Raw genomic sequence first — 24,041 nt, forward strand, 5'->3', positions numbered from 1 at the left:
AGGCACCGCTGACAGATAAGGATATTAAATAAATGGCTATTCAACTGCTGATGCCGGCGCTGTCGCCCACAATGACCGAGGGCACCCTGGCGAAATGGATTGTGAAAGAAGGCGATACCGTTGCTGCCGGTGATGTGATGGCAGAAATTGAAACCGACAAGGCGACGATGGAATTCGAGGCGACCGACGAGGGCGTGATCGGCAAAATCCTGGTTCCGGAAGGCACCGAAGGCGTTGCCGTCAACGAACCCATCGCGATCCTGTTGGAAGAGGGCGAAGACGCCAGCGCTGCAGAGGATGCGGCAAAGGAGGCTGAGTCTGCGCCGGCGGAAGAGAAGTCACAGTCCAGCAAGGAAGAGGCCCCGGCCGAGAAGGCACCTGCTGCACCCAAGGCGGCTGAAGCGCCTGAGCCCGAGCCGGAATGGGATGGTGCGATGAAATCCCAAACCGTGCGCGAGGCGTTGCGCGATGCCATGGCCGAAGAAATGCGCCGCGACGGCAGGGTGTTCCTGATGGGGGAAGAAGTCGCCCAGTATCAGGGGGCCTATAAGATTTCACAGGGTCTGCTGGATGAATTTGGCGACAAGCGTGTGATCGATACGCCGATTACCGAACACGGCTTTGCCGGTCTGGGCGTCGGCGCGGCCTTTACAGGGTTGCGGCCGATTGTCGAATTCATGACCTTTAACTTTGCCATGCAGGCGATGGACCAGATCATCAATTCTGCGGCGAAGACCTTGTATATGTCGGGTGGTCAGATGGGGGCACCCATCGTGTTCCGCGGTCCCAACGGGGCTGCGGCGCGGGTCGGTGCGCAACATTCCCAATGCTATGCCAGCTGGTATGCCCATTGTCCGGGCTTAAAGGTCGTGTCGCCCTACAGCGCGGCGGATGCGAAAGGGTTGCTGAAGTCGGCGATCCGCGATCCGAACCCGGTGATCTTCCTGGAAAACGAGATCCTGTATGGCAAGACCTTTGATGTGCCGGACACCGATGATTGGACGGTTCCGCTGGGCAAGGCAAAGATTGTTCGGTCCGGAACGGATGTCACCATCGCGGCCTTCTCCATTATGGTTGGAAAAGCCCTGGAAGCAGCGGAGGCCCTCGCAGAGGCAGGGATCAGTGCGGAGGTCATTGACCTGCGCACCATTCGCCCGCTGGACACCGCGACAGTTATCGAGTCCGTGAAGAAGACGAACAGATTGGTTTCGGTTGAAGAAGGCTGGCCCTTTGCCGGGATCGGGTCGGAATTGGGCATGATGCTGATGGAACAGGCCTTTGACTATCTGGATGCCCCGGTGGCACGGGTTGCGGGTGCGGATGTCCCGATGCCCTATGCTGCCAATCTTGAGGCCCTGGCGCTGCCACAGGCTGATCACATCGTCCAGGCGGCCCGCGCCGTTTGTTACCGCTAAGGGCAGGAAGGGGATACGACAATGGCAATCAAGATCCTAATGCCGGCGCTGTCGCCGACCATGACAGAGGGCACATTGGCGAAATGGCTTTTGAAAGAGGGCGATAGTGTTGCGTCCGGCGACGTGATGGCGGAAATCGAAACCGATAAGGCAACGATGGAGTTTGAAGCCGTCGATGAAGGCATTATCGCCAAGATTCTGATTGAAGGCGGTACTGAGGGTGTCGCGGTCAATGAACCCATCGCGATTCTGGCCGAAGAAGGCGAAGACGTTGAAACCGCAATCGCGTCTGTAGGTGATTCCAAGCCGGAGGCTGCGGCTGCGAAAGACCCTGAGCCTGCGAAAACCGAAGCGGCGGCTGAAAAGCCTGCATCGAAAGCCGAACCCGCAGCCGAGAAGCCAGCCGCATCCTCTGGGGATCGCATATTTGCCTCCCCCCTGGCGCGGCGCATGGCGGAAAATGAAGGGCTGGACCTGGCGAAACTGTCCGGGTCAGGCCCCCATGGTCGCATTGTGAAGCGTGATATTGAAGACGCCTTGTCGTCTGGTACTGGGAAGGCGACCGTCGCATCCGACACGGCGCCGGCAGATGCGCCCAAAGCAGCAGCCCCGGCAGCGGCGAAAGCAGCGGCCCCGGCGGCGGCGGTGCCCTCAGCGGATGATCCGATCTTCAAGATGCTGCCGGAGGCAGAGGCTGTCCCGCATTCCAATATGCGCAAGACCATTGCCAAGCGCCTGACAGAATCGGCCCGTGATATTCCGCATTTCACCCTGCAGGTGGATGTCGAAATCGACAAGCTGTTGGCGATGCGCAAGCAATTGAACGAGCGGGACGGGGCGGATTACAAGATTTCCGTCAATGATTTCGTCATCAAGGCGACGGCGCTGGCCCTGACCCGTGTGCCGGATTGCAATGTCGCCTATACCGACAGCGCGATCCTGAAATTCAAAAAGGTCGATATGGCAATGGCTGTTGCCATAGACGGTGGACTGATCACACCGATCATCAAGGATTGCGCCTCTAAAGGTCTGGCAACGATCTCCAAGGAAGCCAAATCATTGGCTGCCAAGGCCCGCGACGGGAAACTGTCCCCGGAAGAATATCAGGGCGGCACGTTTACGATTTCCAATCTGGGCATGTTCGGGGTGAAGACCTTTACCTCCATCATCAATCCACCTCAGGGCGGCATTCTGTCCGTCGGGGCAGGGGAGCAACGCCCTGTCGTGAAGGATGGTGCGCTGGGCATGGCCACTGTGATGTCGCTCAGCCTGGCGGTCGACCATCGCTGCATTGATGGGGCGACTGGTGCGGCCCTGGTGAAAGAACTTAAAGCGCTGATCGAAGACCCGATCGCCCTGATGCTGTGAACGGAGGCCCCTAATGGCGGATACCAATTTTGATGTTGTGATTGTTGGGGGTGGGCCGGGCGGCTATGTCGCGGCGATCCGTGCAGCACAGCTGGGCATGAAGGTCGCTGTGGTTGAGGCCAACCATCTGGGCGGTATCTGTCTGAATTGGGGCTGTATCCCGACCAAGGCACTGCTGCGCTCTGCGGAAATCTATCACTACATGAAAAAGGCCAAGGATTATGGGTTGAGCTGTGACAATCCAGGCTTTGACCTGGATGCCGTGGTCAAGCGCAGTCGGGGTGTTTCCAAACAGTTGAATCAGGGTGTCGGCCATCTGTTGAAAAAGAACAAGGTCACCGTGATCGATGGCTGGGGCAAGCTGGCCGGAGGATCCAAGGGGGCCCGCAAAGTGGCGGTCACGAAGGATGGCAAGGCCGTGACGGAACTGACTGGAAAGCATGTCATCCTGGCAACCGGTGCGCGTGCGCGGGAATTGCCGGGGCTGGAGGCAGATCATAAGCTGGTCTGGACCTATAAGGATGCGCTTGTGCCCGATACCATGCCCAAGAAGCTGCTGGTCATTGGATCTGGCGCAATCGGGATCGAATTTGCCAGTTTCTTTAATACGCTGGGCGCGGAAACCACGGTTGTTGAGGTGATGGACCGGGTGCTTCCGGTAGAGGATGCCGAAATTTCCGCCTTTGCCAAGAAAGCCTTTGAAAAGCAGGGGATGAAAATCCTGGCTGGCGCATCGGTCAAAGAGTTGAAGCGCGGCAAGGATTCGGTGACCTGTGTCGTCGAACAGAAGGGCAAGACCCAGGAAATCTCTGTCGATCGTGTGATTTCAGCGGTTGGTATCGTTGGCAATGTCGAAGATATCGGTCTGGAAGGCACGAAGATCAAAGTCGACAAAACCCATATTCAAACCAATGAATGGTCTGAAACCGATGAACCTGGTGTGTATGCCATCGGGGATCTGACAGGCCCGCCCTGGCTTGCCCATAAGGCGGAGCATGAAGGCGTGATCTGCATTGAGAAAATTGCCGGTCTGAAGGGCGTCCATCCCCTGGCAGTGGAGCGAATTCCTGGCTGCACCTATTGCCATCCACAAGTGGCCTCTATCGGTCTTACAGAAGAAAAGGCAAAGGCCGCAGGCCATGATGTCAAGGTCGGCCGGTTCAGCTTTATCGGCAATGGGAAGGCGATTGCACTGGGAGAACCTGAAGGCCTGGTCAAGACAGTGTTCGATGCAAAGACTGGGGAGCTATTGGGTGCCCATATGATCGGCGCGGAAGTGACCGAATTAATCCAGGGCTATTCTGTCGCAAAAACCCTGGAGACGACAGAGGAGGACTTGATGCATACGGTCTTCCCGCATCCCACATTGAGTGAAATGATGCATGAATCCGTTTTGGACGCATATGGGAAGGTCATTCATATGTAGTTTTATCTATCTGTTTTTTATGTGGAAAATCCGATCATGGCATTCCCCATAAATTCACAGAGTAATTAATTAAAAATTAAATAAAATTTTAGATGTTTTGTCTTCTCTGTTGCGCGGTTCTGTGGCACGTGTACACTCAGGTCAATAGGGGTAGACAAAGCAATGGATATTGTTGAGAGAGGGGCCGGAACGATGAAAGCCACCGAGCATCCGCATATCGCGGAAGTTCGTCGAGAACTGGTGTATGAAAACAATCGTTGGCGTCATCTGATGATCGTTGTGACGGACCTTTCGCTTGACCCCAGTGATCCCGGACATGATGCAAAAACATTGAATGAAATCATCCAATTGGTCGCCAATTCCGCAATTGAAAATAACAGCGGCTATCATGGTATTGTGGTTCGCAATCCTTAATGCGCCACCAATGATGGGCTGTTGCGCTTAAATCTAATTTTATTCTCTAAATATCATCTGTTTTTCCTACTTTATTGCGGCACAGGCTTGACCCAACCGGTGTGACTCCTCAGTTTGTGAGGCATCATGATCCGCTGAGAAAGGCGTGTTTCGCATGAGTGAGCCAATAGAAAAATCAGCCGCAGCCCTGCGCCACCCAGAAAAGCGCAATCGGCCGGATAATCCCATTCAACGCAAGCCCGATTGGATTCGGGTAAAAGCGCCGGTCAGCAAGGAATATAAGGCGACCCGCAAGATCGTTGAGGATCACAAGCTGGTCACGGTCTGTCAGGAAGCCTCTTGCCCGAATATTGGAGAATGCTGGGCCAAGAAACATGCGACCTTCATGATCATGGGGGAAATTTGCACCCGTGCCTGCGCGTTTTGCAATGTCAGCACGGGACGCCCAAACAGCCTGGATGTGTTTGAACCATACCGGGTGGCCGATGCAGTCGAAAAACTGGGCCTGGAACATGTCGTCATCACGTCGGTAGACCGCGATGATCTGGCGGATGGCGGCGCGGAACATTTCGCACAAACCATTCTTGCCATTCGGGAGAGAACCCCCGGCACGACAATTGAAATCCTGACGCCGGACTTCAAGGGCAAGAAGGGGGCCCTGGACGTTGTCGTAGCGGCGCGCCCCGATGTCTTTAATCACAATCTTGAAACTGTGCCGCGGCTGTATCCGACAATCCGTCCCGGCGCGCGGTATTTCACCTCCTTGCAGCTGCTCTCGGAAGTGAAGGAAATGGATCCATCGATATTCACAAAATCCGGCCTGATGGTTGGATTAGGCGAAACGAAAATTGAGGTCCAGCAAGTGATGGATGACTATCGGGCAGCGGATGTCGATTTCCTGACGATTGGTCAATATCTGCAGCCGACTTTGAAACATGCGGCCCTGGACCGGTTTGTGACGCCAGATGAATTTGCGGCCTATGCCACGATGGCGCGCGCAAAGGGGTTCCTGATGGTTTCGTCCTCGCCATTGACGCGATCCAGCTATCATGCAGGCGATGATTTCCAGCGTCTGCGGGCGGCACGGGAGGCAAAGCTGGCGGCGGGGGCTCCTCATGCCGCTGAATAGCGCGTGTCACGTGCTTCAGCCAAATTCAATGACAATCCAATATTCAGAGCGCCCTTAACTCTATGCCAAGACATGCTGAGAAACGCAGCCTGCCATATCGCGCTGAGGATATGTATTCCCTGGTCGCGGATGTCGGACGTTATCCTGAATTCTTGCCCTGGTGTCGCGCTGCCCGCATACGCAGTCAATCAGATACCCTGTTGATTGCGGATCTTGTGATTGGGTTTAAAGGGGTGACCGAACGGTTTACCAGCCGGGTCACGCTGGATCGTGATGCCATGTTGATTAAAACGGCCTATGAAGACGGTCCTTTCAAGTATCTGGATAACAGCTGGAAATTTATAGAGAAACCCGATTCGGATGGCTGCATTGTCGAGTTTCATGTGGATTTTGAGTTTCGGTCTAAACTGTTGCAGGCAATGATAGGGCTGGTTTTCACCGAAGCTGTTCGGCGCATGGTCTCAGCCTTTGAATCCCGCGCTAAAGATTTGTATGGCCCACAATCGTAGTTTCTACAGGGGGCGTTACGCCATCGCCATGACCAAGAAACTGCTATTGTAGTAAATCACGATTTCTGTTCATGATGGCCCGGATAGACCAACAGCGAAACTTGCGCCCAGAATTCTAGTGCCATGCGATATCTTGTGGCCTTTCGCCGAGTCATGTAACTCATACACAACAAACTAGGGATTATCCCTAGTTTCGACGCAGTGTGGGAGGGATGCCGGTGATCACAACGGCGCAGATCCGGGCCGGCCGGTCACTGTTAAACATCAAACAGAGCGAACTTGCCAAGGCGGCAGGGGTCTCTCTGGCGACCCTGAATAATATCGAGCGTGGTATCGGGGACCCAAGGGCCAGCACATTGGAAGCCCTGGAGCGCGCCCTGTTTCAGGCTGGCGTTGAGACCGAAACCGATGGCAGCACGGAAACGGTGCGCCTGCATCGCCTGGCCCGGCCCAGCGCTTACGAGACCTATCACGCCAGTCAGCGGATTTTGGAAAGCCTGTCGCGCGACAGCCTGCTGAAGGTCCAGCATATATTGTTTTATACGCGCCGCGATCATGCGCTGCGGGATGCGGAGGACGCAGTCAAATTGTGTCTGCTGTTGGAAGGGCGCGTGCGCACGGTGCTGTTTGATCAGGTCAGCTTTACCTTTTCAAACGGGGGACGGGCGGCGGAAACCTCCGGCATCCTTCTGGCAGCCTTCGCGTTGCATGGCGATAAGCTGTCGATGTTGGATCGACCTATCGAAGACACGACTCTGGCTCCCTTAGCGGATGCGGTTGAGCGATTGAAACAGACACCCTGGCAACCTTTGCAACATCCCAAGGCGCTGATCGATAGTTTTGATGATTGGGATGAGAAGCTGGAGCGTTATGGCAGTCGCACCGGTCATCCCCTGGGCGATCTGGTGCGGCTTGTCGGGCCGGGGCAGGTTGTGCCCGCCCTTAACAAGCCTGCCTGACTGCTAATGCAAGGGCGGCAAGCACCGTTGCGCGCCGAACCGCAGCGCGATCACCTGGGAAGTGATGTTCCTCCACGATCGTCTGTTTATCCCGCATGGCACACCCGATAAAGACAAGGCCCGCCGGTTTGCGTTCTGAGGCACCGGGGCCAGCAACACCTGTGACCGCAATGGCAATCTGTGCCTGACAGCGGGAGAGGGCCCCTTCCGCCATCTGTTGCGCAACAGGTTTGGAAACCGCGCCGGGCCCACCCGGACCCAACAGGGCTGCATCCACGCCCAGCATTTCTGTCTTTGCACTATTGGTATAGGTGATGAAACCACGATCTACGACGTCAGACGATCCCGGAACAGCGGTCAAGACCGCGCCAATCATCCCACCCGTACAGGACTCTGCTGTGGCAATCATATAAGATGAGGCCCGAAGCCGATCTAAGGTTTCTTCTGCGATATCATACAGTTCCGAATCTATCATAAAGTATCGATCCAGGTTATGAGGAACCCCAGGCCAAACAAGCACGCCACGGCGTAAAAGCTGGCGATAACATCGTCTATCATGACCCCAAATCCGCCGGAAACCTGACGATCTGCCCAGCTGATCGGCCAGGGTTTCAGAATATCAAAGAACCGGAACAACAGAAACCCGGTCAGGACATGCTGCCAGGTGAAGGGAACAAAGGCCAGCGTGATCCAGACGGCGACTACTTCATCCACAACAATTTCAGAGGCATCGTGGGATCCTTTCACCTTGTCATATTCATTTGCCGCCCAAACCCCAATGGGAAATAGGATCACAGCGGCAGGCAGCAGAAACCAGCTTTCGCCAAAATGAACGATGACCCAGGCAAACGGAATGGCAGCCAGGCTGCCCCAGGTGCCGGGGGCGGGCTTTAACAAGCCGCTGCCAAACCAGGTAGCGATCAGGAGTGCAGGGCTCATGAAACATCCTCTTTGGGCATTAAAGAAACCGTGGCGACGGCTTGACAGGCAATGCCTTCCCCGCGCCCCGTGAATCCCAGCTTTTCTGTTGTCGTGGCTTTCACAGATACGCGGTCCAGCGACAGGTGCAGGATATCCGCAATTCGTTCCCGCATGGCCTGTCGATGGGGACCAACGCGCGGCGCTTCACAGATCAGGGTCGCATCGATATGCAGGATGCGCCCGCCGGATTGGGCAACCAGCATGGCGGCATGGCGCAGAAACTGGTCGGATGCCGCCCCGCGCCATTGTGGATCACTGGGGGGGAAGTGGTCGCCTATATCACCTTGTGCAATTGCCCCCAGCAGGGCGTCTGTGATCGCATGCAGGCCGACATCGGCATCACTGTGCCCTTTCAATTGCTGTGAATGGGGAATCCTGACACCACACAACCACACAGCATCACCGGGTTCAAACCGATGCACGTCAAAGCCGGTGCCGGTTCGGGCTTCCATTAATGATGCCATTTTCTGTTCGGCCTCCTGAAAGTCGCGCTCTGTCGTCAGCTTAACATTGGCAGCATCCCCCTCTACCAACTGTACCGCACCGCCTGCCAGTTCCACCAGGGCGGCGTCATCGGTTGCTTCTGGTCCATTCTGTGCGGCGCGGTGCAGGTCTAAGATGGCTTCTAGGTTAAACCCCTGAGGTGTTTGCGCGCGATACAATCCCTGTCTTGATACTGTTGCCTGTATCGTCTGACCGTTCTGTGACTGTTTCAGCGTATCGATTACAGGCAGGGCGGGAATTGCAGCGCCCGCTTTCTGCGTTGCCATCAGCACCCGATCGATCAGCGCATTGCTGATAAAAGGTCGCGCGGCATCATGAATAAGAACCAACTCACCTTCAGAAACCACATTAGATAATGCCTGCAATCCTCTAAAAACACTGTTTTGTCTGGTCTTTCCACCTTGCTGAAGCAAGATATCAGAAAGGCCCTGCAAGGACTGGGCGCATAATGCTTCCTGTCCCTCGCCAATGACGACAATGATTTTACCCAGGCCGGGATGGGTGCGAAATTGATCAATCGTTCTGCGCAAAACAGGAACGCCAGCCAGGGGGCGATACTGCTTGGGGATGGTGCCGCCAACACGCAGTCCCTGACCCGCAGCGACGATCACAGCGTGAAAAGTGCAATCTGCTCTAGGCGCTGTCTCAGAAGGCATAAGCAGGTTTCCAATTCATTTTCAGGCATATGTGGTGCGACACAGATGTCTTAGGATTGTCGTTTCAGGCAGGCGCGCTGGGTGCTATATACCCCACCATGATAATAGAGTCGCCCGTCTTTCAAATCATCGCTCTGTGTTGCCTGGGTCCTGCTATATGGGCATCGGTCCGGGACTGGCCGCGTAATACTGTGTATTGGGCGGTAATTGGGCTTGCAGTGCTTGGTCCGGCGGTTTGGTGCTTTGGGGTGTTACAGGCAGGGTGGCGCACGGATTTTTCCTTCACGATCTGGGTTTCGGTTGCGACCACACTGACCTTGCTGATGACACTGGCCCTGCGGCTGGAGGCGGCGCGCCGTCTGATCGTTCTGGCGCTGCCCTATCTCGCTTTTCTGATTGGCTTTGCGATTCTGTCAAATCGGGGGGACCACAGCCTTGCCCAACCGCCTGATATCTGGGTGATCGTTCATATCATCGTCGCGGTCATGACTTATGCGCTGTTGACCCTGGCTGCGGTTGCGGCCCTGGCGGTGTTCATTAAGGAACGTGCCTTGAAGGCAAAACGCAGCGGCGCGGTCGCGTCGGCTTTGCCATCCGTTGCGGAAGGTGAAAGCCTGCAAGACCGCCTTATGGCAACCTGCGAGGGTGTGCTGGGACTGGGTCTGGTCACGGGCATCGCAATTCATGTGGAACATGGACAACGTTTGCTGGAACCGGATCACAAAACTGTCCTGACTTTTGCCGCCTTTGTTGTGATTGGCGTGTTGTTGATCCTGCAACGCTATAGTGGATTGCGGGGGCGGCGCGCGTCCCAATTTGTCATGATGGCGTATCTGTTGGTGACTTTGGCCTATCCCGGCGTGAAGTTCGTGACCGACGTTTTGTCCGGATAAATCGACGCATATCCTACAATTTTGCGTAAATTGTCTGGTAAGACCATTTAATCCACGTTAAAACCCACGATCCGTAACTGCCTAAAGAATGGGCGTTCATTGTGACTGCACAGAAAAACAGCAGCACGCTTTCAGGGTTGTCTGTCGGCCCCCACCGCATTGAGACGCCGGTTTATCTGGCGCCTATGTCGGGCGTGACAGACCTTCCTTTTCGGACCGTGGCCCAGGAACTGGGCGCGCAAGCCGTCGTTTCTGAAATGATTGCCAGCGGTGAAGCCATCCGTGAAACGCGCGGCACATTGAAGCGTGCGCGCGCCGGTGGCGGGGCAGGCCCGCATATCGTCCAATTGGCCGGCCATGATCCGGCAATCATGGCGGAGGCAGCGCGCCTGTGCACCGATTTAGGGGCCGATATCATTGATCTGAATTTTGGATGCCCCGCTAAAAAGGTGACACGCAAGCTGTGCGGATCTGCCCTGATGCGCGACCTGGATCAGGCTCTGGCGATTGTTGACGCTGTGGTGGCTGCTATTGACGCGCCGGTTACGATAAAGATGCGGACCGGCTGGGATCAGGAATGCCGCAATGCGCCCGACTTCGCCAGGCGGGCTGAGAATGCAGGCGTTCAACTGGTCACGGTTCATGGGCGCACCCGGGAACAGAAATATACCGGCAGCGCGGATTGGTCCTTTATCCGGACGGTCAAGGCCGCAGTCACCATTCCGGTAATCGCCAATGGGGACATAAAGAGCTTTGCCGACATCGATGCCTGTCTGACGGCCTCTGGTGCGGATGGAGTCATGATCGGTCGCGGCGCGCAGGGGCGCCCCTGGTTTCCGGGACACGCCATCACCTATCTGCGCGACGGTGTTGTAAAGGCGGAGCCATCATCTGCCCACCGGCGTGATATTCTGTTGCGGCATCTGGACGGTATTTTGAGCCACCACGGCATCGATATTGGATTGCGCATCGCCCGCAAGCATATCGCATGGTCAATTGCAGGATTAGACGGGGCGGCCGCCTTTCGGTCCCAGGCCATGGCTGCAGAAGATTACAGGGCCGTACAGGCGATCATTCGGGCCGCCTTTGAAACAGAGCAAGAGTGTCTGGGGGAGGCCGCTTAGTGTTGAATGCGATCAAAAATACCTTTGGGGGTGGCCCAGCGCGTCCTGGCGCTGACAGTGTTATCGATTCCATTCCAGATCCGATCATTGTTGTCGACGAACATAACGATGTCGTCTTTCTGAACGCTGCCGGTCAGAATTTCCTGCAAGGGTCGGAAACGATGCTGGTTGGCGTCAATCTGCAGGATTTGATCCCCCATGACAGCCCGATCCTGGCAGTCGTTGATCGTGCCCGGCGGGTTGGCAGTTCCATGACCGTGCACGGTGTCCGGCTGTCCACGCCGCGCCTTGGGGCGCATACGGTTACCGTTGATGCGGCCCCCTTGGCAGATCGGCGGGATTGCATCGTCATCACGGTCAAGGAACATTCCATCGCGGGCAAGATTGACCATGCCATGACGCAACGGGGGGCGGCACGTTCTGTCACCGCATTGGCCGCGATGTTGGCGCATGAGGTCAAAAACCCGCTGTCTGGCATTCGCGGCGCGGCGCAATTGCTGGAAAGCATGGTACCCGCCGAAGACCGCCAGCTGACCATTCTGATCACCGAAGAAACCGACCGGATCGTGAAATTGCTGGATCGGATGGAGATATTCTCCGACCGCCCGCATTTAATCCGTGAACCGGTCAACATCCATCAGGTGCTGGACCGTGTGCTGGAAATTGCCCGCAATGGCTTTGGCAAGGGAATGCGGCTGATTTCCAACTACGATCCCTCGCTGCCTCCGATTTTGGGGGACAGGGATCAACTGGTTCAGATTTTCCTCAATCTGGTAAAGAATGCGGCAGAAGCGGCGGCAGAAGGGTCGCCAGGCGATCCTGAAATCACTGTATCAACCGCCTATCGCCATGGCGTTCGTCTGGCAGTTCCTGGCCTGGACGCGCCGATGCATCTTCCCCTGGTGGTGTCAGTCCGGGACAATGGCAACGGCATAACCGATGATTTGCGCCCGCATCTGTTTGATCCCTTTATCACAACGAAATCCGGCGGCTCCGGTTTGGGGTTGGCGCTGGTGGCGAAACTGGTATCGGAACATGGCGGCGTCATAGATTTTGAAAGTCGCCCGCGACGGACCGTCTTTTCCGTGATGCTGCCTGTTCTGAGGGCTGAAAAGAAGCTGCCGAAAACCGGTAGGAAGGAGTAATCGCGATGGCCGGCGAAACAATCCTTGTCGCGGATGATGACCGGGCAATCCGCACGGTTGTCACGCATGCGTTGACGCGTCAGGGCTATGAAGTGCGCGCCACGGGCAATGCCGCGACCTTGTGGCGTTGGGTATCAGAGGGGGAGGGCAATCTGGTCGTAACCGATGTCGTGATGCCCGACGGCAATGGTCTTGACCTGATCCCGCAGATTCGAAAGATCCGCCCCGATCTGCGGGTTATAGCGATGAGCGCGCGCAATACCCTGTTGACCGCCGTCAAGGCGACGGAGCGCGGGGCTTTTGAATATCTGCCCAAGCCTTTCGATCTGACGGTTCTGGTGGATACAGTCGGGCGTGCCCTGAAGTCCCAGGTCAGCGATCCAGGCGATATCGCGCCCAATGATTCGGAAGAAGAGCCGATGCCGCTGATCGGGCGGTCGGCGGCGATGCAGGATGTGTATCGCGTGATCGCGCGACTGACGGGTACGGACCTGTCGGTGCTGATCAGTGGCGAATCCGGCACCGGCAAGGAACTGGTCGCCCGTGCCTTGCACGATTTCTCCCGCCGCAAGAATGGACCATTTGTGGCGGTCAATATGGCAGCCATTCCCCGTGACCTGATCGAAAGCGAACTGTTCGGGCATGAGCGCGGTGCCTTTACAGGCGCAACACAGCGGAAGTCCGGGCGGTTTGAGCTGGCAGAGGGGGGGACCCTGTTCCTGGACGAAATCGGCGATATGCCGCTGGAAGCCCAAACGCGGTTGCTGCGGGTGCTGCAAGAGAGTGAATACACCATGGTCGGCGGGCGCAATCCGATCAAGACGGATGTCCGGATCGTCACCGCAACGCACCGGGATTTGCGTCAACTGGTCTCTCAAGGCCTGTTCCGGGAAGATTTGTATTATCGATTGAATGTTGTGCCCATTCGATTGCCGCCGTTGAGGGAGCGTCGCGAAGATGTGCCCGATCTGGTGCGGCATTTTCTGATCAGCGCTGCGGAATCGGGGCTGCCCCTGAAGACCCTGACAGAGGCGTCAATGGAGCGTCTGATGCGCCATCGCTGGCCGGGCAATGTGCGCGAACTGGAGAATCTGGTACGCCGCCTGGGGGCCCTATACGCACAGGATCGCATTGATCAGGAAATTATCGAGGCGGAATTGGGCGAAGCCCCCAGTTTCACCGGGCCACAAGAGGCACAAGACCCGGGGTCGGAAAGCCTGTCGGATGCCGTTCATCGCCATCTGACAGTTTATTTCGACACACATGGCGATCAATTGCCAGCGGCCGGCCTGCATGCCCGTATCTTGCGCGAGATTGAGCGCCCTTTAATCGAAATCAGTTTGCATGCGACCCGTGGCAATCAGGTCAGAACCGCAGAGTTGCTAGGCCTGAACCGAAACACTCTGCGTAAGAAAATTCGGGATTTGGATATCTCTGTCGTTCGCGGTGGCAAGGATGCATGACAGCTTCGCAGTCGCGCGCGCAGACTCCGCTTGCAGACAGGCCGCCTAATTGTGCTAAACCTGCTTGGCGATGACCATGCCGGAATCTGACGAGTCTCACCCAAAGCAAGCTGCCTCTGGCTCCTGGACGGAGCAGTTGAAGGCTATGATGCGCCGTCTGTCTTCCTCAAAGCGGGTGACGCGCCTGTTTGGTATCGCCCTGATGTCTGCAGCGGTTCTTGCCGGTTTTGGGACCTATGCTGCCTTTACCGGGGCCACGCCGTTGGGTGCTGGTCCCAGTACCCTGGTGGTGATGATCTATATCGATTTGATCATCATGCTGTTGCTGGGATTTGTCGTGGCCAGGCGCATTGTTGCACTGTGGTCCGATCGACGACGAGGATCGGCTGGGTCGCGCCTGCATGTACGGCTGGTCGCTTTGTTTGCCGCCTTATCGGTCACGCCAGCCATCATCGTCTCCACCTTCTCTCTGATGTTTTTTGATCTGGGGATTGAAACCTGGTTCAGCGAGCGGGTGCGCACCGCTGTCACTGAGAGCCGGGCGGTGGCTGAATCCTATCTGATTGAGCATCGCAATAATATCCGCACGGATGCCCTGCGCATGGCGCGCGATCTGAACAGGGATGCCCGTCAGTTACAGTTGAACAACGCAGTTTTGAATCGCACGTTGGAAATTCAACTGCGCGTTCGGGATCTGACCGAGGCTATTATCTTTCAGGGAACGTCCCGGGAAGTGTTGGCACGGGCCGGGCTGACCCTATTGCTGGAATATGAGCCAGTTGCTGCGCAGGATCTTCAGGCGGCGGCCAATGGGGATATTGTTGTGATCACCGGCGGCGCGGATGATCGGGTTCGGGCCTTGTTGAAGCTGGATGCCTTTACCGATAGTTATCTGTTTATCGGTCGATTGGTCGACCCGCAGGTAATTTCCCGCATTGAACAGGTGCGCGGCGCGGCGGCACAGTTTGAACTGTTGGAATCCCAACGCAGTGATATTCAGTTATCCTTTGCTCTGGCCTTTCTGGTGGTTGCCTTGCTGTTGCTGTTATCAGCGATTTGGATCGGTCTGACATTGGCGACGCAGCTTTCCGCGCCCATCAGTGCCTTGATCGGTGCAACAGAAAAAGTGCGGGCAGGGGATCTGGATGCCCGTGTTGTGGAATCCGAAGGCGATGATGAATTGGCGCTGCTCAGCCGGGCCTTCAACCGCATGACGTCTCAGTTATATTCGCAGCGCGAAGAGCTGATGGAAGCCAATCGCCAGATCGATGGTCGGCGTCGGTTTTCTGAGGCTGTTTTGGCTGGGGTCAGCGCCGGTGTGATCGGTCTAGACCGTCAAGGCCGGATTGACCTGCCCAATCGCCGGGCAACGGAATTATTGGGCATGGAGCCGGAAAGCCTGATTGGGGAGCGACTGACCGATATTCTGCCCGAATTGCATGCAGCCCTGGACTCCGCGCGCCTGGCCAGTGTGGGGCGCCCGGTGGAGGCGCAAATCAAACTGAATGCTCATGGTGAAACCCGCACCCTGTTCGTGCGGATCGTTGTGGAGCGCGAAGCAGGGCAATTGCAGGGGTATGTTGCGACATTCGATGATGTGTCACCGCTTGTCTCCGCCCAGCGAAAGGCCGCATGGGCCGATGTTGCACGCCGCATCGCCCATGAGATCAAAAACCCGCTGACCCCCATCCAACTGTCCGCCGAGCGATTAAAGCGGAAATATCTGAAAGAGATAACGACCGATCCGGCGATCTTTGAAGGCTGTATCGACACAATTGTCCGTCAGGTGGATGACATTGGGCGCATGGTGGATGAGTTTTCTTCCTTCGCGCGGATGCCAGCACCATCGATGCGCAATCAGGATATTGTCGATATCTGTCGCCAAAGCCTGTTCCTGCAACGCAGTGCGAATTCTGATGTTGAGTATAGTTTTGACGGCCCCGGCACGCCGCTTATTCTGCGCTGTGACGGACGGCAATTAAGCCAGGTCCTGACGAATCTGCTGCAAAATGCCCATGATGCGATTGAAGGGCGCTTTGAAGCGGCGAAAGCTCGCGGCGAAGACGAATCGACGCAAGATAAGGGACGCATAGCTCTTTCCATCCAGGCTGAGGACGGGCATGTTCGCATCGCGATACAGGATAATGGGAAGGGACTGCCGACGGAACAACGCGAACGCCTGACGGAACCTTACGTCACGACCCGCAAGAAGGGGACTGGTCTTGGGTTGGCGATCGTAAAAAAGATCATGGAAGATCACGGCGGAAGTTTAAGTCTGGACGACGCTCCGGAACAGGGGGCCTTGATCACAATGATCCTACCGATGATAAAAGACTTGGATCAGAAAGAGTCTTCCGATGATCCCTCGGAACCATCAGAGTCCGAAAACTCGTCGCCGGCATCCTCAAACCAGTCCTCCAAAGGGTCTGTAACCGATGGCTTATGATATACTGATTGTTGATGATGAAACCGATATTCGGACCCAGATATCCGGGATTCTGGAAGATGAAGGCTATCAAACCCGCAGCGCGTCGAATTCTGCGGAAGCCTTAGCAGCGGTTGCCAATCGCCAGCCATCGCTGATGATTCTGGATGTCTGGTTGGCCAATTCCGAATATGACGGCATTCAAATACTGGAAATTGTACATCGCGACCATCCCGGCCTTCCCGTGGTGATGATCAGCGGTCATGGCACATTCGATATGGCCGTGTCCGCCACCAAAAAGGGCGCGTATGATTTCATCTCTAAACCGTTCAAGACTGATGTGTTGCTGCTGACTATCGAACGGGCCCTGACAGAATCGCGCCTGAAGCATGAAAATGAATCGCTGCGCAAACTCTCGCCTTACGCGATGCTGGATGATCTGGTTGGGAAGTCTTCCGCGATAGCAGAGGTACGGCGCGCCGTTGAAAAAGTGGCCCAGACCGACAGCCGTGTTCTGATTTCCGGCCCGCCCGGCAGCGGCAAGGGGGCGATTGCCCGCATGCTGCACAGCCGATCCCTGCGCAAGAATGGCCGTTTCGTCGTATTGACCTGTGCGACGCTCAGCGAAGATACGCTTGAACAAGCGCTGTTTGGGATCGAGGCGACGAAATCACACCCCCGGCGGATTGGCGTGCTGGAAGAAGCCCATGGCGGAACACTGTTGCTGGACGAAGTCGCCGATATGGATATGGCAACCCAGCTAAAAATGGTTAGGGTTCTGCACAATAGACGGTTTCAGCGCATTGGCGGTGATACTGTGGTAGAGGTGAATTCCCGAGTTCTAGCCACCACAACCCGTGACCTTCAGGCGCTGATTGCGGAAGGAAAGTTTCGCGAGGATTTGTTCTATCGCCTGAATGTGGTTCCGATTCATGCGCCTCCGTTGAGTGACCGGCGGGAGGATATTCCGTTGCTGGCGGTGCATTTGATGGAACGCTCCGCCGCTGCGAAAAGCCGATCACCCCGCATTTTGGGCGCGGATGCATTGACGGCCCTACAGGGACATGATTGGCCTGGCAATGTCTGGGAATTATCTAATGTCATGGAGCGTTTATTGCTGATGGCGCCGGGCGGATCGCAGGATCATATTCATGCAGAAGCGGTCGGACAGGCAATAGGGGCCGCTGCGGGAACCGCATCGCGGTGGGATCATGCACCAGAGGTGATGAGCCTGCCATTGCGCGAAGCACGCGAAGCGTTTGAACGGGAATATCTGGTCTTTCATCTGGCCCGGTTTGGCGGCAATATTTCGCGCACGGCAGAGTTTGTCGGCATGGACCGCGCCGCTTTGCACCGGAAGCTGAAGGGGCTGGGCGTTGCTGGTGCCAATCGCGGTCGGTTGGATGACAAGGAATAAGTCGCCTTTCACGGTCCCCGTCCGGGACCGGAAACTGCGCAAGGGAGCCTGAATATGAAGGTTGTCATTTGTGGTGCCGGCCAGGTCGGTTTCCATATTGCCAGATATCTGTCCGGGGAAGACAACGATGTAACCGTTGTTGATCAATCCCCCGAATTGATTGGTAAGATTAACGATCAACTGGATGTTCAGGCCTTTGTCGGCCATGCCTCGCATCCCGATGTCCTGGAACGGGCAGGGGCGCGGGATGCCAATATGCTGATCGCGGTTACCTTCACCGACGAGGTGAATATGATCGCCTGTCAGGTGGCCCATACCTTGTTTAACGTGCCGACCAAGATCGCTCGGATCCGGCAACAGAGCTATTTGAACCCGATGTGGTCCAATCTGTTTGCCAGGGATCAATTGCCGATTGATGTCATTATCTCCCCGGAAATTGAGGTCGCGCGTGCGATTGCCCGGCGCATTCGCGCACCCGGCGCCTTTGATATGATCCGCATGGGCGATGACAAGGTGCGTGTGATCGGCGTGCGATGCGATGACAAATGCCCGGTCATCCACACGCCATTGCGTCAGTTGACCTCCTTGTTTCCCGATCTGAACATCACGGTCTTGGCGATTTTTCGCAATGAGACCATGCATATCCCGTCTGCCGACGATCAGATGCTGCCGGGGGATGATGTTTATTTCATTGCTGAAACCGACCATGTTCCCCGCGCCATGTCCGTCTTTGGTCATGAGGAGAAGGAAGCCCGGCGCATTCTGATCGTGGGGGGCGGGAATATCGGCACCACCCTGGCAGAAGAATTGGAATCCAGTTCCGACGGGTATTCCGCCAAGATCGTTGAAATGGACAAGAACCGCGCCCGTCAAGTGGCGGAAGTCTTGCCGACAACGGTTGTTATCCAGGGTGATGCGCTGGATCATGAGATCTTGGAAGAAGCTGGCATTCGCAATGCAGAAGCGGTCGTTGCCGTCACTGATGACGATGAAACCAATATTCTGTGTTCCCTGCTGTGTAAGCGATTTGGCGTGGATCGGGCAATTACCCTGGTGAACAAGAACTCCTATGGTCCCCTTATCACGACATTGGGGATTGATGTTGTCGTCAGCCCGCGTGAAATCACGGCGTCCACCATTCTGCAGCATGTCCGACGGGGCCGCATTCGTCAGGTGCACAGCCTGCGCGACGGTTTTGCTGAATTGATCGAGGCGGAAGCGATGGAAACATCCAGCCTGGTCGGGGAGGCATTGCGCGATGCCAAACTGCCAAACGGCGTCATCATCGGGGCGATCATCCGGGGGGATGAGGTGATTATCCCTCGGCCCGATACGGTGGTTCGAACGAAGGACCGGGTGGTGCTGTTGGCGGCTGCCTCTGCCGTTAAGAAAATGGAAAAGATGTTCGCTGTAAGACTAGAATATTTCTAATAGAAAGCTGATTCGTGAATTCTTCTGACCTGCCGCCGCCAAAAGCCATTTTGTATGACTGGGACAACACTTTGGTGGACACCTGGCCGGTTATTCATGGCGCGATGAATGGTCTGTTTCGCAAAATGGAGATGCCGGAATGGACGCTGGCTGAAACCCGAAACAGGGTGCGCCATTCGATGCGTGATTCCTTTCCCGTCATGTTCGGGGATCGGTGGGAAGAAGCGCGCGACATCTTTTATGCGGAATTCGAAGCCATCCATATGCAGGCGCTTGTTGCGGCCCCTGGCGCAGCGTCTTTTCTGCACGCCGTTCATACAAAGGGCATTCCACAGGCTGTGATTTCCAACAAGCAGGGGCGGTTCCTTCGCAAAGAAGCTGCGCATCTGGACTGGGATGTGTATTTTCACGCACTGGTGGGGGCAGGGGATGCGGCACGCGACAAGCCATCCCCGGAACCGGTTTCCATGGCGTTACAGGGATTGCGCGATGCCAGCGGCGATTTACAGCCCGGACCGGATATCTACTTCATCGGTGATTCTGGTGTGGATATGCAAATTGCCCATGCAACAGGGCTGACGCCAATCCTTATTCATGCCGATCCGGACCTGGATGGGGAATATGCGGATTGCCGGCCTGCGCGAATATTTGGCCATTTGGACGCACTGCACGCTTTTTTGGCGACGGATCGTTCCTATATCTGATAGTGTGCGTTAAATCTGGTGGGGACCAAGATCCTGCCACACAAATACGACAACTCTTAAACCCGGGCTTTTTCAGGGTTTAAGAGCGTATTCTTGTGGAAAGTCCCCGATGATAGAATAACTTAGACTGCGCGTTTGTGCTAATAACAACAAAGTTGCAAGGAAAGGGGGCATTTATGTCGTCCGACAAGAACCAGAACCTCCAGGATACGTTTTTAAATCATCTCCGGAAGAACAAAGCTCCGGTCACGGTGTTCCTCGTCAATGGCGTAAAGCTGCAGGGCATCGTTACATGGTTTGATAACTTCTGCGTGCTTTTGCGCCGGGATGCGCATTCACAGCTGGTGTATAAGCATGCGATTTCAACCGTCATGCCGGCGACGCCGGTGCAATTATTCGAGCCATCCGAAACGGATGGTGTCGAGGAAAGCTAAGCGGATTTGACTGAAAAGCTTCAAGACTCTGGTGAGTGGGGCTGGTCCGAGACCGGCGCCCGCCGCGCCGCTGTGCTGTATCCCGAAATACCGGGCGTGACATTGAAACGCCGGAACCCGGACGCACGTCTGGAAGAAGCGATCGGCCTTGCCCGGGCGATTGAACTGGACGTTGTTCATGCGGAACATGTGCGCCTGAACAAGCCGGTTCCGGCCACATTGCTGGGCGGCGGTCTGGTTGAGCGTTTGCATGGTTTGTGTGCCGCGCTTGAGGTTGAATTGCTGATCGTGGATGCCTCGCTTAGCCCGGTTCAACAGCGCAACCTGGAACGCGCCCTGGAAACAAAGGTCATTGATCGTACTGGGCTTATCCTTGAGATCTTCGGCGCACGGGCGCGAACCCATGAAGGGCGCTTACAGGTTGAACTTGCAGCATTGACCTTCCAGCGGTCCCGGCTGGTGCGCAGTTGGACGCACTTGGAGCGGCAGCGGGGTGGTCTGGGCTTTATCGGGGGACCTGGGGAAAGCCAGATTGAGCTTGATAGACGTTTAATTGATGAGCGAATTGTCCGCCTGAAGAAAGAATTGGAGCAGGTGGCCAGAACCCGCGGGCTGCACCGTAAGGCGCGGGAAAAGGTGCCTTATCCGGTTGTCTCTTTGGTTGGTTATACCAATGCCGGGAAATCCACCCTGTTCAATCGGTTAACTGATTCCGCTGTCATGGCGAAGGATATGCTGTTTGCGACCCTGGACCCAACCATGCGCAAGGTGGTTCTGCCATCGGGCCGCACCGCGATCCTGTCTGATACGGTGGGATTTATCTCTGATCTGCCAACGGATCTGATTGCGGCTTTCCGGGCGACATTGGAAGAAGTGCGCTCTGCCCAGGTGCTGGTGCATGTCCGTGATATCGCCGCCCTGGATACTGATGTCGAAAAGGCCGATGTTGAGAAAGTTCTGGGCTCTCTGGATATCGCACCCGATACGGTGGTTATGGAGGCCTGGAACAAGGTTGATACAATGCCAGCCGATATCCGCGCCGCGACGGAACAGCGGGCCGCGCTGATCCGATCCGGGGAAGAGGGTGTTGATGCCTTCGCCATCTCTGCCATGGAAGGCACGGGGTTTGATCCCTTGCTGACGGCTATTGATGAGGCCTTGGCGCGGTTCCGCGTTGAAGCAAATGTTGAGATATCAGCCGGTGACGGCGCTGCTATGGCCTGGCTGCATGAAAATGGGGATGTGCTGGACGATCTGACAGATCGGGAAGCTGGAGACGGAACCTCAGTGCTTTTGACAGTCGCCCTGGACCCAACAGATTGGAAGCGGTTTGAGCAGCGATTTGGCTATAAAGCCCTGTCATAAAACTTTCTTTGGCGGTTTCCGGCTTATTTCAGTTCGTCTCCATTGACAATTACACAACAATTCGTATATGCGCTAGCACTCACTAAGGGGGAGTGCTAGCAGCGCTTTCTCAGGACAGATTGGGGGCGATGGTTCACATCAGGTGGGCCCGCCTAGACCAGGACGAAGTTTTTGAAGGGGAAATGACCATGAAATTCCGGCCTCTGCACGATCGCGTACTAGTTAAACGCGTTGAGAGCGAGACCAAGACCGCAACAGGCATCATTATTCCTGACACGGCACAAGAAAAGCCGATGCAGGGTAAAGTGATCGCCGCGGGCTCTGGCACGATCAAAGAAGACGGCAGCGTTCGTAAGCTGGACGTCAAAAAGGGCGACACCGTCCTGTTTGGCAAATGGTCCGGCACCGAAGTCAAAATTGACGGCGACGATCTGCTGATCATGAAAGAATCTGACATCATGGGCATCATTGAATAACAGCGCGATGACGGGGCGGGGAAAGGATCCTCGCCTTTTTTATTGCCAGCTGATTATTCAGGCTCAAACCACTATTAAGGAGTCCTACTGCTATGGCAGCCAAGGAAGTTAAATTCGGCACAGACGCACGGGCAAAGATGCTCCGCGGCGTAGACATTTTGGCCGATGCGGTCAAAGTCACCCTGGGTCCTAAAGGCCGTAACGTCGTGATCGACAAGGCTTTCGGCGCACCGCGCATCACAAAAGATGGTGTTACGGTCGCGAAGGAAATCGAACTGTCAGACAAGTTCGAAAACATGGGCGCACAGATGGTGCGTGAAGTTGCCAGCAAGACCAATGACATGGCGGGCGACGGCACGACCACTGCAACGGTTCTGGCTCAGGCCATCGTCCGTGAAGGAGCCAAGGCTGTTGCCGCTGGCATGAACCCGATGGATCTGAAGCGCGGTATTGATCTGGCTGTGGATGCGGTTGTCAAAGACATCGCCAAGCGCGCCAAGAAAATCAAAACCAGCTCTGAAGTTGCACAGGTTGGCACGATCTCTGCCAATGGCGACAAAGAAGTTGGCGAAATGATCGCTGCAGCCATGGAAAAGGTCGGCAACGAAGGTGTTATCACCGTCGAAGAAGCCAAAGGCCTGACCACGGAACTGGAAGTTGTCGAAGGCATGCAGTTCGACCGCGGCTACCTGTCTCCTTACTTCGTGACCAATTCTGAAAAGATGGTTGTCGAACTGGAAAACCCAATGATCCTGCTGCACGAGAAGAAACTCTCGAACCTGCAGGCCATGTTGCCCGTTCTGGAACAGGTTGTACAAAGCAGCCGTCCGCTGTTGATCATTGCTGAAGACGTTGAAGGCGAAGCCCTGGCGACCTTGGTTGTGAACAAGCTGCGCGGGGGCCTGAAGGTCGCTGCAGTGAAGGCACCGGGCTTCGGTGACCGTCGTAAAGCCATGTTGGAAGACATCGCCATCCTGACCGGTGGTACGGTGATTTCCGAAGACACCGGCATCAAGCTGGAAAGCGTCACGCTTGCCATGCTGGGCCAGGCCAAGAACGTCACCATCAACAAAGACGAAACCACCATCGTCGATGGCGCCGGGAAGAAGAAAGAAATCGAAGGCCGTTGCTCGCAGATCCGCCAGCAGGTTGAGAACACCTCTTCTGACTATGACCGTGAAAAGCTGCAAGAGCGTCTGGCCAAACTGGCTGGCGGTGTTGCCGTGATCAGCGTCGGCGGTGCGTCCGAAGTTGAAGTGAAAGAAAAGAAAGACCGCGTTGACGACGCCATGCACGCAACCCGTGCCGCTGTCGAAGAAGGCGTTGTCCCAGGCGGTGGGTCGGCTCTGTTGTATGCCACCCACGCCCTGAAGAAGATGGAAGGTGCCAACCATGATCAAACCGTGGGCATCGACATCGTGCGTCGCGCCCTGACGGCTCCTTGCCGCCAGATCGTTGACAATGCCGGTGAAGATGGTGCTGTCATTGTCGGTAAGATGATGGAGTCGAAAGACCACAACTGGGGCTTTGATGCTCAAAACGGCGAATTCTGTGATCTGGTGAAAGCCGGTATCATCGACCCTGCCAAGGTTGTGCGTTCTGCGCTTCAGGATGCTGCCTCGGTTGCTGGCCTGCTGGTCACCACCGAAGCCATGATCGCTGATAAGCCTGAGCCTAAGGGCCAGGGCGGCGGCGGCATGCCCGACATGGGTGGCATGGGTGGCATGGGCGGCATGATGTAAGCATCACGCTGACCTAGCCTACGCCTAAGAAACTAAAGATTGAGGCCGTCGGATCCGTCCG

General features: G+C 55.9%; 22 protein-coding genes. 19 read left to right on the forward strand and 3 right to left on the reverse strand.

The features are described 5' to 3' along the window. The first annotated feature begins 32 nt into the window (after positions 1–32). From ACOSDM_RS07970 to ACOSDM_RS08000, 7 genes are all read left to right on the forward strand, one after another. Positions 33–1,415, forward strand: a complete 1,383-nt coding sequence (locus ACOSDM_RS07970; protein WP_420723967.1) for a pyruvate dehydrogenase complex E1 component subunit beta — start codon at positions 33–35, stop codon at positions 1,413–1,415. Between the two features lie 21 nt (positions 1,416–1,436). Beyond that, on the forward strand, positions 1,437–2,783 hold the full coding sequence (locus ACOSDM_RS07975) for a pyruvate dehydrogenase complex dihydrolipoamide acetyltransferase (protein WP_420723968.1): 1,347 nt from the start codon (positions 1,437–1,439) through the stop codon (positions 2,781–2,783). A gap of 13 nt (positions 2,784–2,796) precedes the next feature. Beyond that, positions 2,797–4,209, forward strand: coding sequence for a dihydrolipoyl dehydrogenase (gene lpdA / locus ACOSDM_RS07980; protein WP_420723969.1), 1,413 nt, complete (start codon positions 2,797–2,799; stop codon positions 4,207–4,209). Positions 4,210–4,401: 192 nt separating this feature from the next. Then, complete coding sequence (locus ACOSDM_RS07985; RefSeq protein WP_420723970.1) at positions 4,402–4,623, forward strand: hypothetical protein; 222 nt, start codon at positions 4,402–4,404, stop codon at positions 4,621–4,623. Between the two features lie 154 nt (positions 4,624–4,777). After that, complete coding sequence (lipA, locus tag ACOSDM_RS07990; protein ID WP_420723971.1) at positions 4,778–5,752, forward strand: lipoyl synthase; 975 nt, start codon at positions 4,778–4,780, stop codon at positions 5,750–5,752. Between the two features lie 62 nt (positions 5,753–5,814). Further along, complete coding sequence (locus ACOSDM_RS07995; RefSeq protein WP_420723972.1) at positions 5,815–6,261, forward strand: type II toxin-antitoxin system RatA family toxin; 447 nt, start codon at positions 5,815–5,817, stop codon at positions 6,259–6,261. Positions 6,262–6,479: 218 nt separating this feature from the next. Next, on the forward strand, positions 6,480–7,220 hold the full coding sequence (locus ACOSDM_RS08000) for a helix-turn-helix domain-containing protein (protein ID WP_420723973.1): 741 nt from the start codon (positions 6,480–6,482) through the stop codon (positions 7,218–7,220). Here the strand turns inward: ACOSDM_RS08000 and ACOSDM_RS08005 are convergent. Genes ACOSDM_RS08005 through ACOSDM_RS08015 form a run of 3 tightly spaced genes read right to left on the reverse strand, consistent with a single transcriptional unit; the run spans position 7,204 to position 9,361 of the window. Further along, on the reverse strand, positions 7,204–7,695 hold the full coding sequence (locus tag ACOSDM_RS08005) for a CinA family protein (protein WP_420723974.1): 492 nt from the start codon (positions 7,693–7,695) through the stop codon (positions 7,204–7,206). The two genes, ACOSDM_RS08000 and ACOSDM_RS08005, sit on opposite strands and share 17 nt — an antisense overlap. Continuing rightward, positions 7,692–8,159 carry a phosphatidylglycerophosphatase A gene (locus ACOSDM_RS08010; protein WP_420723975.1) on the reverse strand — a complete coding sequence of 156 codons (468 nt, stop codon included), beginning with the start codon at positions 8,157–8,159 and terminating at the stop codon, positions 7,692–7,694. Before ACOSDM_RS08010 ends, ACOSDM_RS08005 begins: the two co-directional genes overlap by 4 nt. After that, positions 8,156–9,361 (reverse strand): bifunctional 2-C-methyl-D-erythritol 4-phosphate cytidylyltransferase/2-C-methyl-D-erythritol 2,4-cyclodiphosphate synthase, encoded by a 1,206-nt coding sequence (locus ACOSDM_RS08015; protein ID WP_420723976.1) that lies wholly within the window; start codon positions 9,359–9,361, stop codon positions 8,156–8,158. Before ACOSDM_RS08015 ends, ACOSDM_RS08010 begins: the two co-directional genes overlap by 4 nt. A gap of 98 nt (positions 9,362–9,459) precedes the next feature. On the opposite strand from ACOSDM_RS08015, the gene ccsA reads away from it, so the two are divergent. From ccsA to groL, 12 genes are all read left to right on the forward strand, one after another. After that, positions 9,460–10,254 carry a cytochrome c biogenesis protein CcsA gene (gene ccsA, locus ACOSDM_RS08020; protein ID WP_420723977.1) on the forward strand — a complete coding sequence of 265 codons (795 nt, stop codon included), beginning with the start codon at positions 9,460–9,462 and terminating at the stop codon, positions 10,252–10,254. 101 nt (positions 10,255–10,355) lie between these two features. After that, the gene (gene dusB / locus ACOSDM_RS08025; RefSeq protein ID WP_420723978.1) at positions 10,356–11,378 is read left to right on the forward strand and encodes a tRNA dihydrouridine synthase DusB; all 1,023 of its coding nucleotides are present in this window, start codon (positions 10,356–10,358) and stop codon (positions 11,376–11,378) included. Beyond that, positions 11,378–12,523 (forward strand): two-component system sensor histidine kinase NtrB, encoded by a 1,146-nt coding sequence (locus tag ACOSDM_RS08030; protein WP_420723979.1) that lies wholly within the window; start codon positions 11,378–11,380, stop codon positions 12,521–12,523. The genes dusB and ACOSDM_RS08030 overlap by 1 nt, the downstream gene beginning before the upstream one ends. Before the next feature lie 5 nt (positions 12,524–12,528). Beyond that, entirely contained in the window at positions 12,529–13,986 is a 1,458-nt protein-coding gene (ntrC, locus tag ACOSDM_RS08035; protein WP_420723980.1) for a nitrogen regulation protein NR(I), read from the forward strand. Between the two features lie 76 nt (positions 13,987–14,062). Then, positions 14,063–16,432 carry an ATP-binding protein gene (locus ACOSDM_RS08040; protein WP_420723981.1) on the forward strand — a complete coding sequence of 790 codons (2,370 nt, stop codon included), beginning with the start codon at positions 14,063–14,065 and terminating at the stop codon, positions 16,430–16,432. Continuing rightward, positions 16,422–17,828 carry a sigma-54-dependent transcriptional regulator gene (locus ACOSDM_RS08045; protein ID WP_420723982.1) on the forward strand — a complete coding sequence of 469 codons (1,407 nt, stop codon included), beginning with the start codon at positions 16,422–16,424 and terminating at the stop codon, positions 17,826–17,828. The genes ACOSDM_RS08040 and ACOSDM_RS08045 overlap by 11 nt, the downstream gene beginning before the upstream one ends. 54 nt (positions 17,829–17,882) lie before the next feature. Beyond that, positions 17,883–19,259, forward strand: coding sequence for a Trk system potassium transporter TrkA (gene trkA, locus ACOSDM_RS08050; RefSeq protein WP_420723983.1), 1,377 nt, complete (start codon positions 17,883–17,885; stop codon positions 19,257–19,259). Positions 19,260–19,273: 14 nt separating this feature from the next. After that, positions 19,274–19,963 carry an HAD family hydrolase gene (locus ACOSDM_RS08055; RefSeq protein ID WP_420723984.1) on the forward strand — a complete coding sequence of 230 codons (690 nt, stop codon included), beginning with the start codon at positions 19,274–19,276 and terminating at the stop codon, positions 19,961–19,963. Between the two features lie 176 nt (positions 19,964–20,139). Continuing rightward, the gene (gene hfq / locus ACOSDM_RS08060) at positions 20,140–20,397 is read left to right on the forward strand and encodes an RNA chaperone Hfq (RefSeq protein ID WP_420723985.1); all 258 of its coding nucleotides are present in this window, start codon (positions 20,140–20,142) and stop codon (positions 20,395–20,397) included. A gap of 6 nt (positions 20,398–20,403) precedes the next feature. Continuing rightward, entirely contained in the window at positions 20,404–21,762 is a 1,359-nt protein-coding gene (hflX, locus tag ACOSDM_RS08065) for a GTPase HflX (RefSeq protein WP_420723986.1), read from the forward strand. 188 nt (positions 21,763–21,950) lie between these two features. After that, positions 21,951–22,238: a co-chaperone GroES gene (gene groES / locus ACOSDM_RS08070; RefSeq protein WP_420724112.1), complete on the forward strand. Its 288-nt coding sequence runs from the start codon at positions 21,951–21,953 to the stop codon at positions 22,236–22,238. A gap of 92 nt (positions 22,239–22,330) precedes the next feature. Then, positions 22,331–23,980: a chaperonin GroEL gene (gene groL / locus ACOSDM_RS08075; RefSeq protein WP_420723987.1), complete on the forward strand. Its 1,650-nt coding sequence runs from the start codon at positions 22,331–22,333 to the stop codon at positions 23,978–23,980. Positions 23,981–24,041: the final 61 nt, after the last annotated feature.

The sequence above is a fragment of the Hwanghaeella sp. LZ110 genome, assembly GCF_048892525.1.
Taxonomy (GTDB): Bacteria; Pseudomonadota; Alphaproteobacteria; order UBA8366; family Aestuariispiraceae; genus Pacificispira.

Bases quoted from the DNA above. Each gene is read 5' to 3' on its own strand.
- ACOSDM_RS08010 (WP_420723975.1), bottom strand. From the start codon at position 8,159: ATGAGCCCTGCACTCCTGATCGCTACCTGGTTTGGCAGCGGCTTGTTA.
- hfq (WP_420723985.1), top strand. From the start codon at position 20,140: ATGTCGTCCGACAAGAACCAGAACCTCCAGGATACGTTTTTAAATCAT.
- ACOSDM_RS07995 (WP_420723972.1), top strand. From the start codon at position 5,815: ATGCCAAGACATGCTGAGAAACGCAGCCTGCCATATCGCGCTGAGGAT.
- lipA (WP_420723971.1), top strand. From the start codon at position 4,778: ATGAGTGAGCCAATAGAAAAATCAGCCGCAGCCCTGCGCCACCCAGAA.
- ACOSDM_RS07985 (WP_420723970.1), top strand. From the start codon at position 4,402: ATGAAAGCCACCGAGCATCCGCATATCGCGGAAGTTCGTCGAGAACTG.
- groL (WP_420723987.1), top strand. From the start codon at position 22,331: ATGGCAGCCAAGGAAGTTAAATTCGGCACAGACGCACGGGCAAAGATG.
- lpdA (WP_420723969.1), top strand. From the start codon at position 2,797: ATGGCGGATACCAATTTTGATGTTGTGATTGTTGGGGGTGGGCCGGGC.
- ACOSDM_RS08040 (WP_420723981.1), top strand. From the start codon at position 14,063: ATGCCGGAATCTGACGAGTCTCACCCAAAGCAAGCTGCCTCTGGCTCC.
- ACOSDM_RS08015 (WP_420723976.1), bottom strand. From the start codon at position 9,361: ATGCCTTCTGAGACAGCGCCTAGAGCAGATTGCACTTTTCACGCTGTG.
- trkA (WP_420723983.1), top strand. From the start codon at position 17,883: ATGAAGGTTGTCATTTGTGGTGCCGGCCAGGTCGGTTTCCATATTGCC.
- ACOSDM_RS08005 (WP_420723974.1), bottom strand. From the start codon at position 7,695: ATGATAGATTCGGAACTGTATGATATCGCAGAAGAAACCTTAGATCGG.
- ntrC (WP_420723980.1), top strand. From the start codon at position 12,529: ATGGCCGGCGAAACAATCCTTGTCGCGGATGATGACCGGGCAATCCGC.
- ACOSDM_RS07970 (WP_420723967.1), top strand. From the start codon at position 33: ATGGCTATTCAACTGCTGATGCCGGCGCTGTCGCCCACAATGACCGAG.
- ACOSDM_RS07975 (WP_420723968.1), top strand. From the start codon at position 1,437: ATGGCAATCAAGATCCTAATGCCGGCGCTGTCGCCGACCATGACAGAG.
- groES (WP_420724112.1), top strand. From the start codon at position 21,951: ATGAAATTCCGGCCTCTGCACGATCGCGTACTAGTTAAACGCGTTGAG.
- ACOSDM_RS08045 (WP_420723982.1), top strand. From the start codon at position 16,422: ATGGCTTATGATATACTGATTGTTGATGATGAAACCGATATTCGGACC.
- ccsA (WP_420723977.1), top strand. From the start codon at position 9,460: ATGATAATAGAGTCGCCCGTCTTTCAAATCATCGCTCTGTGTTGCCTG.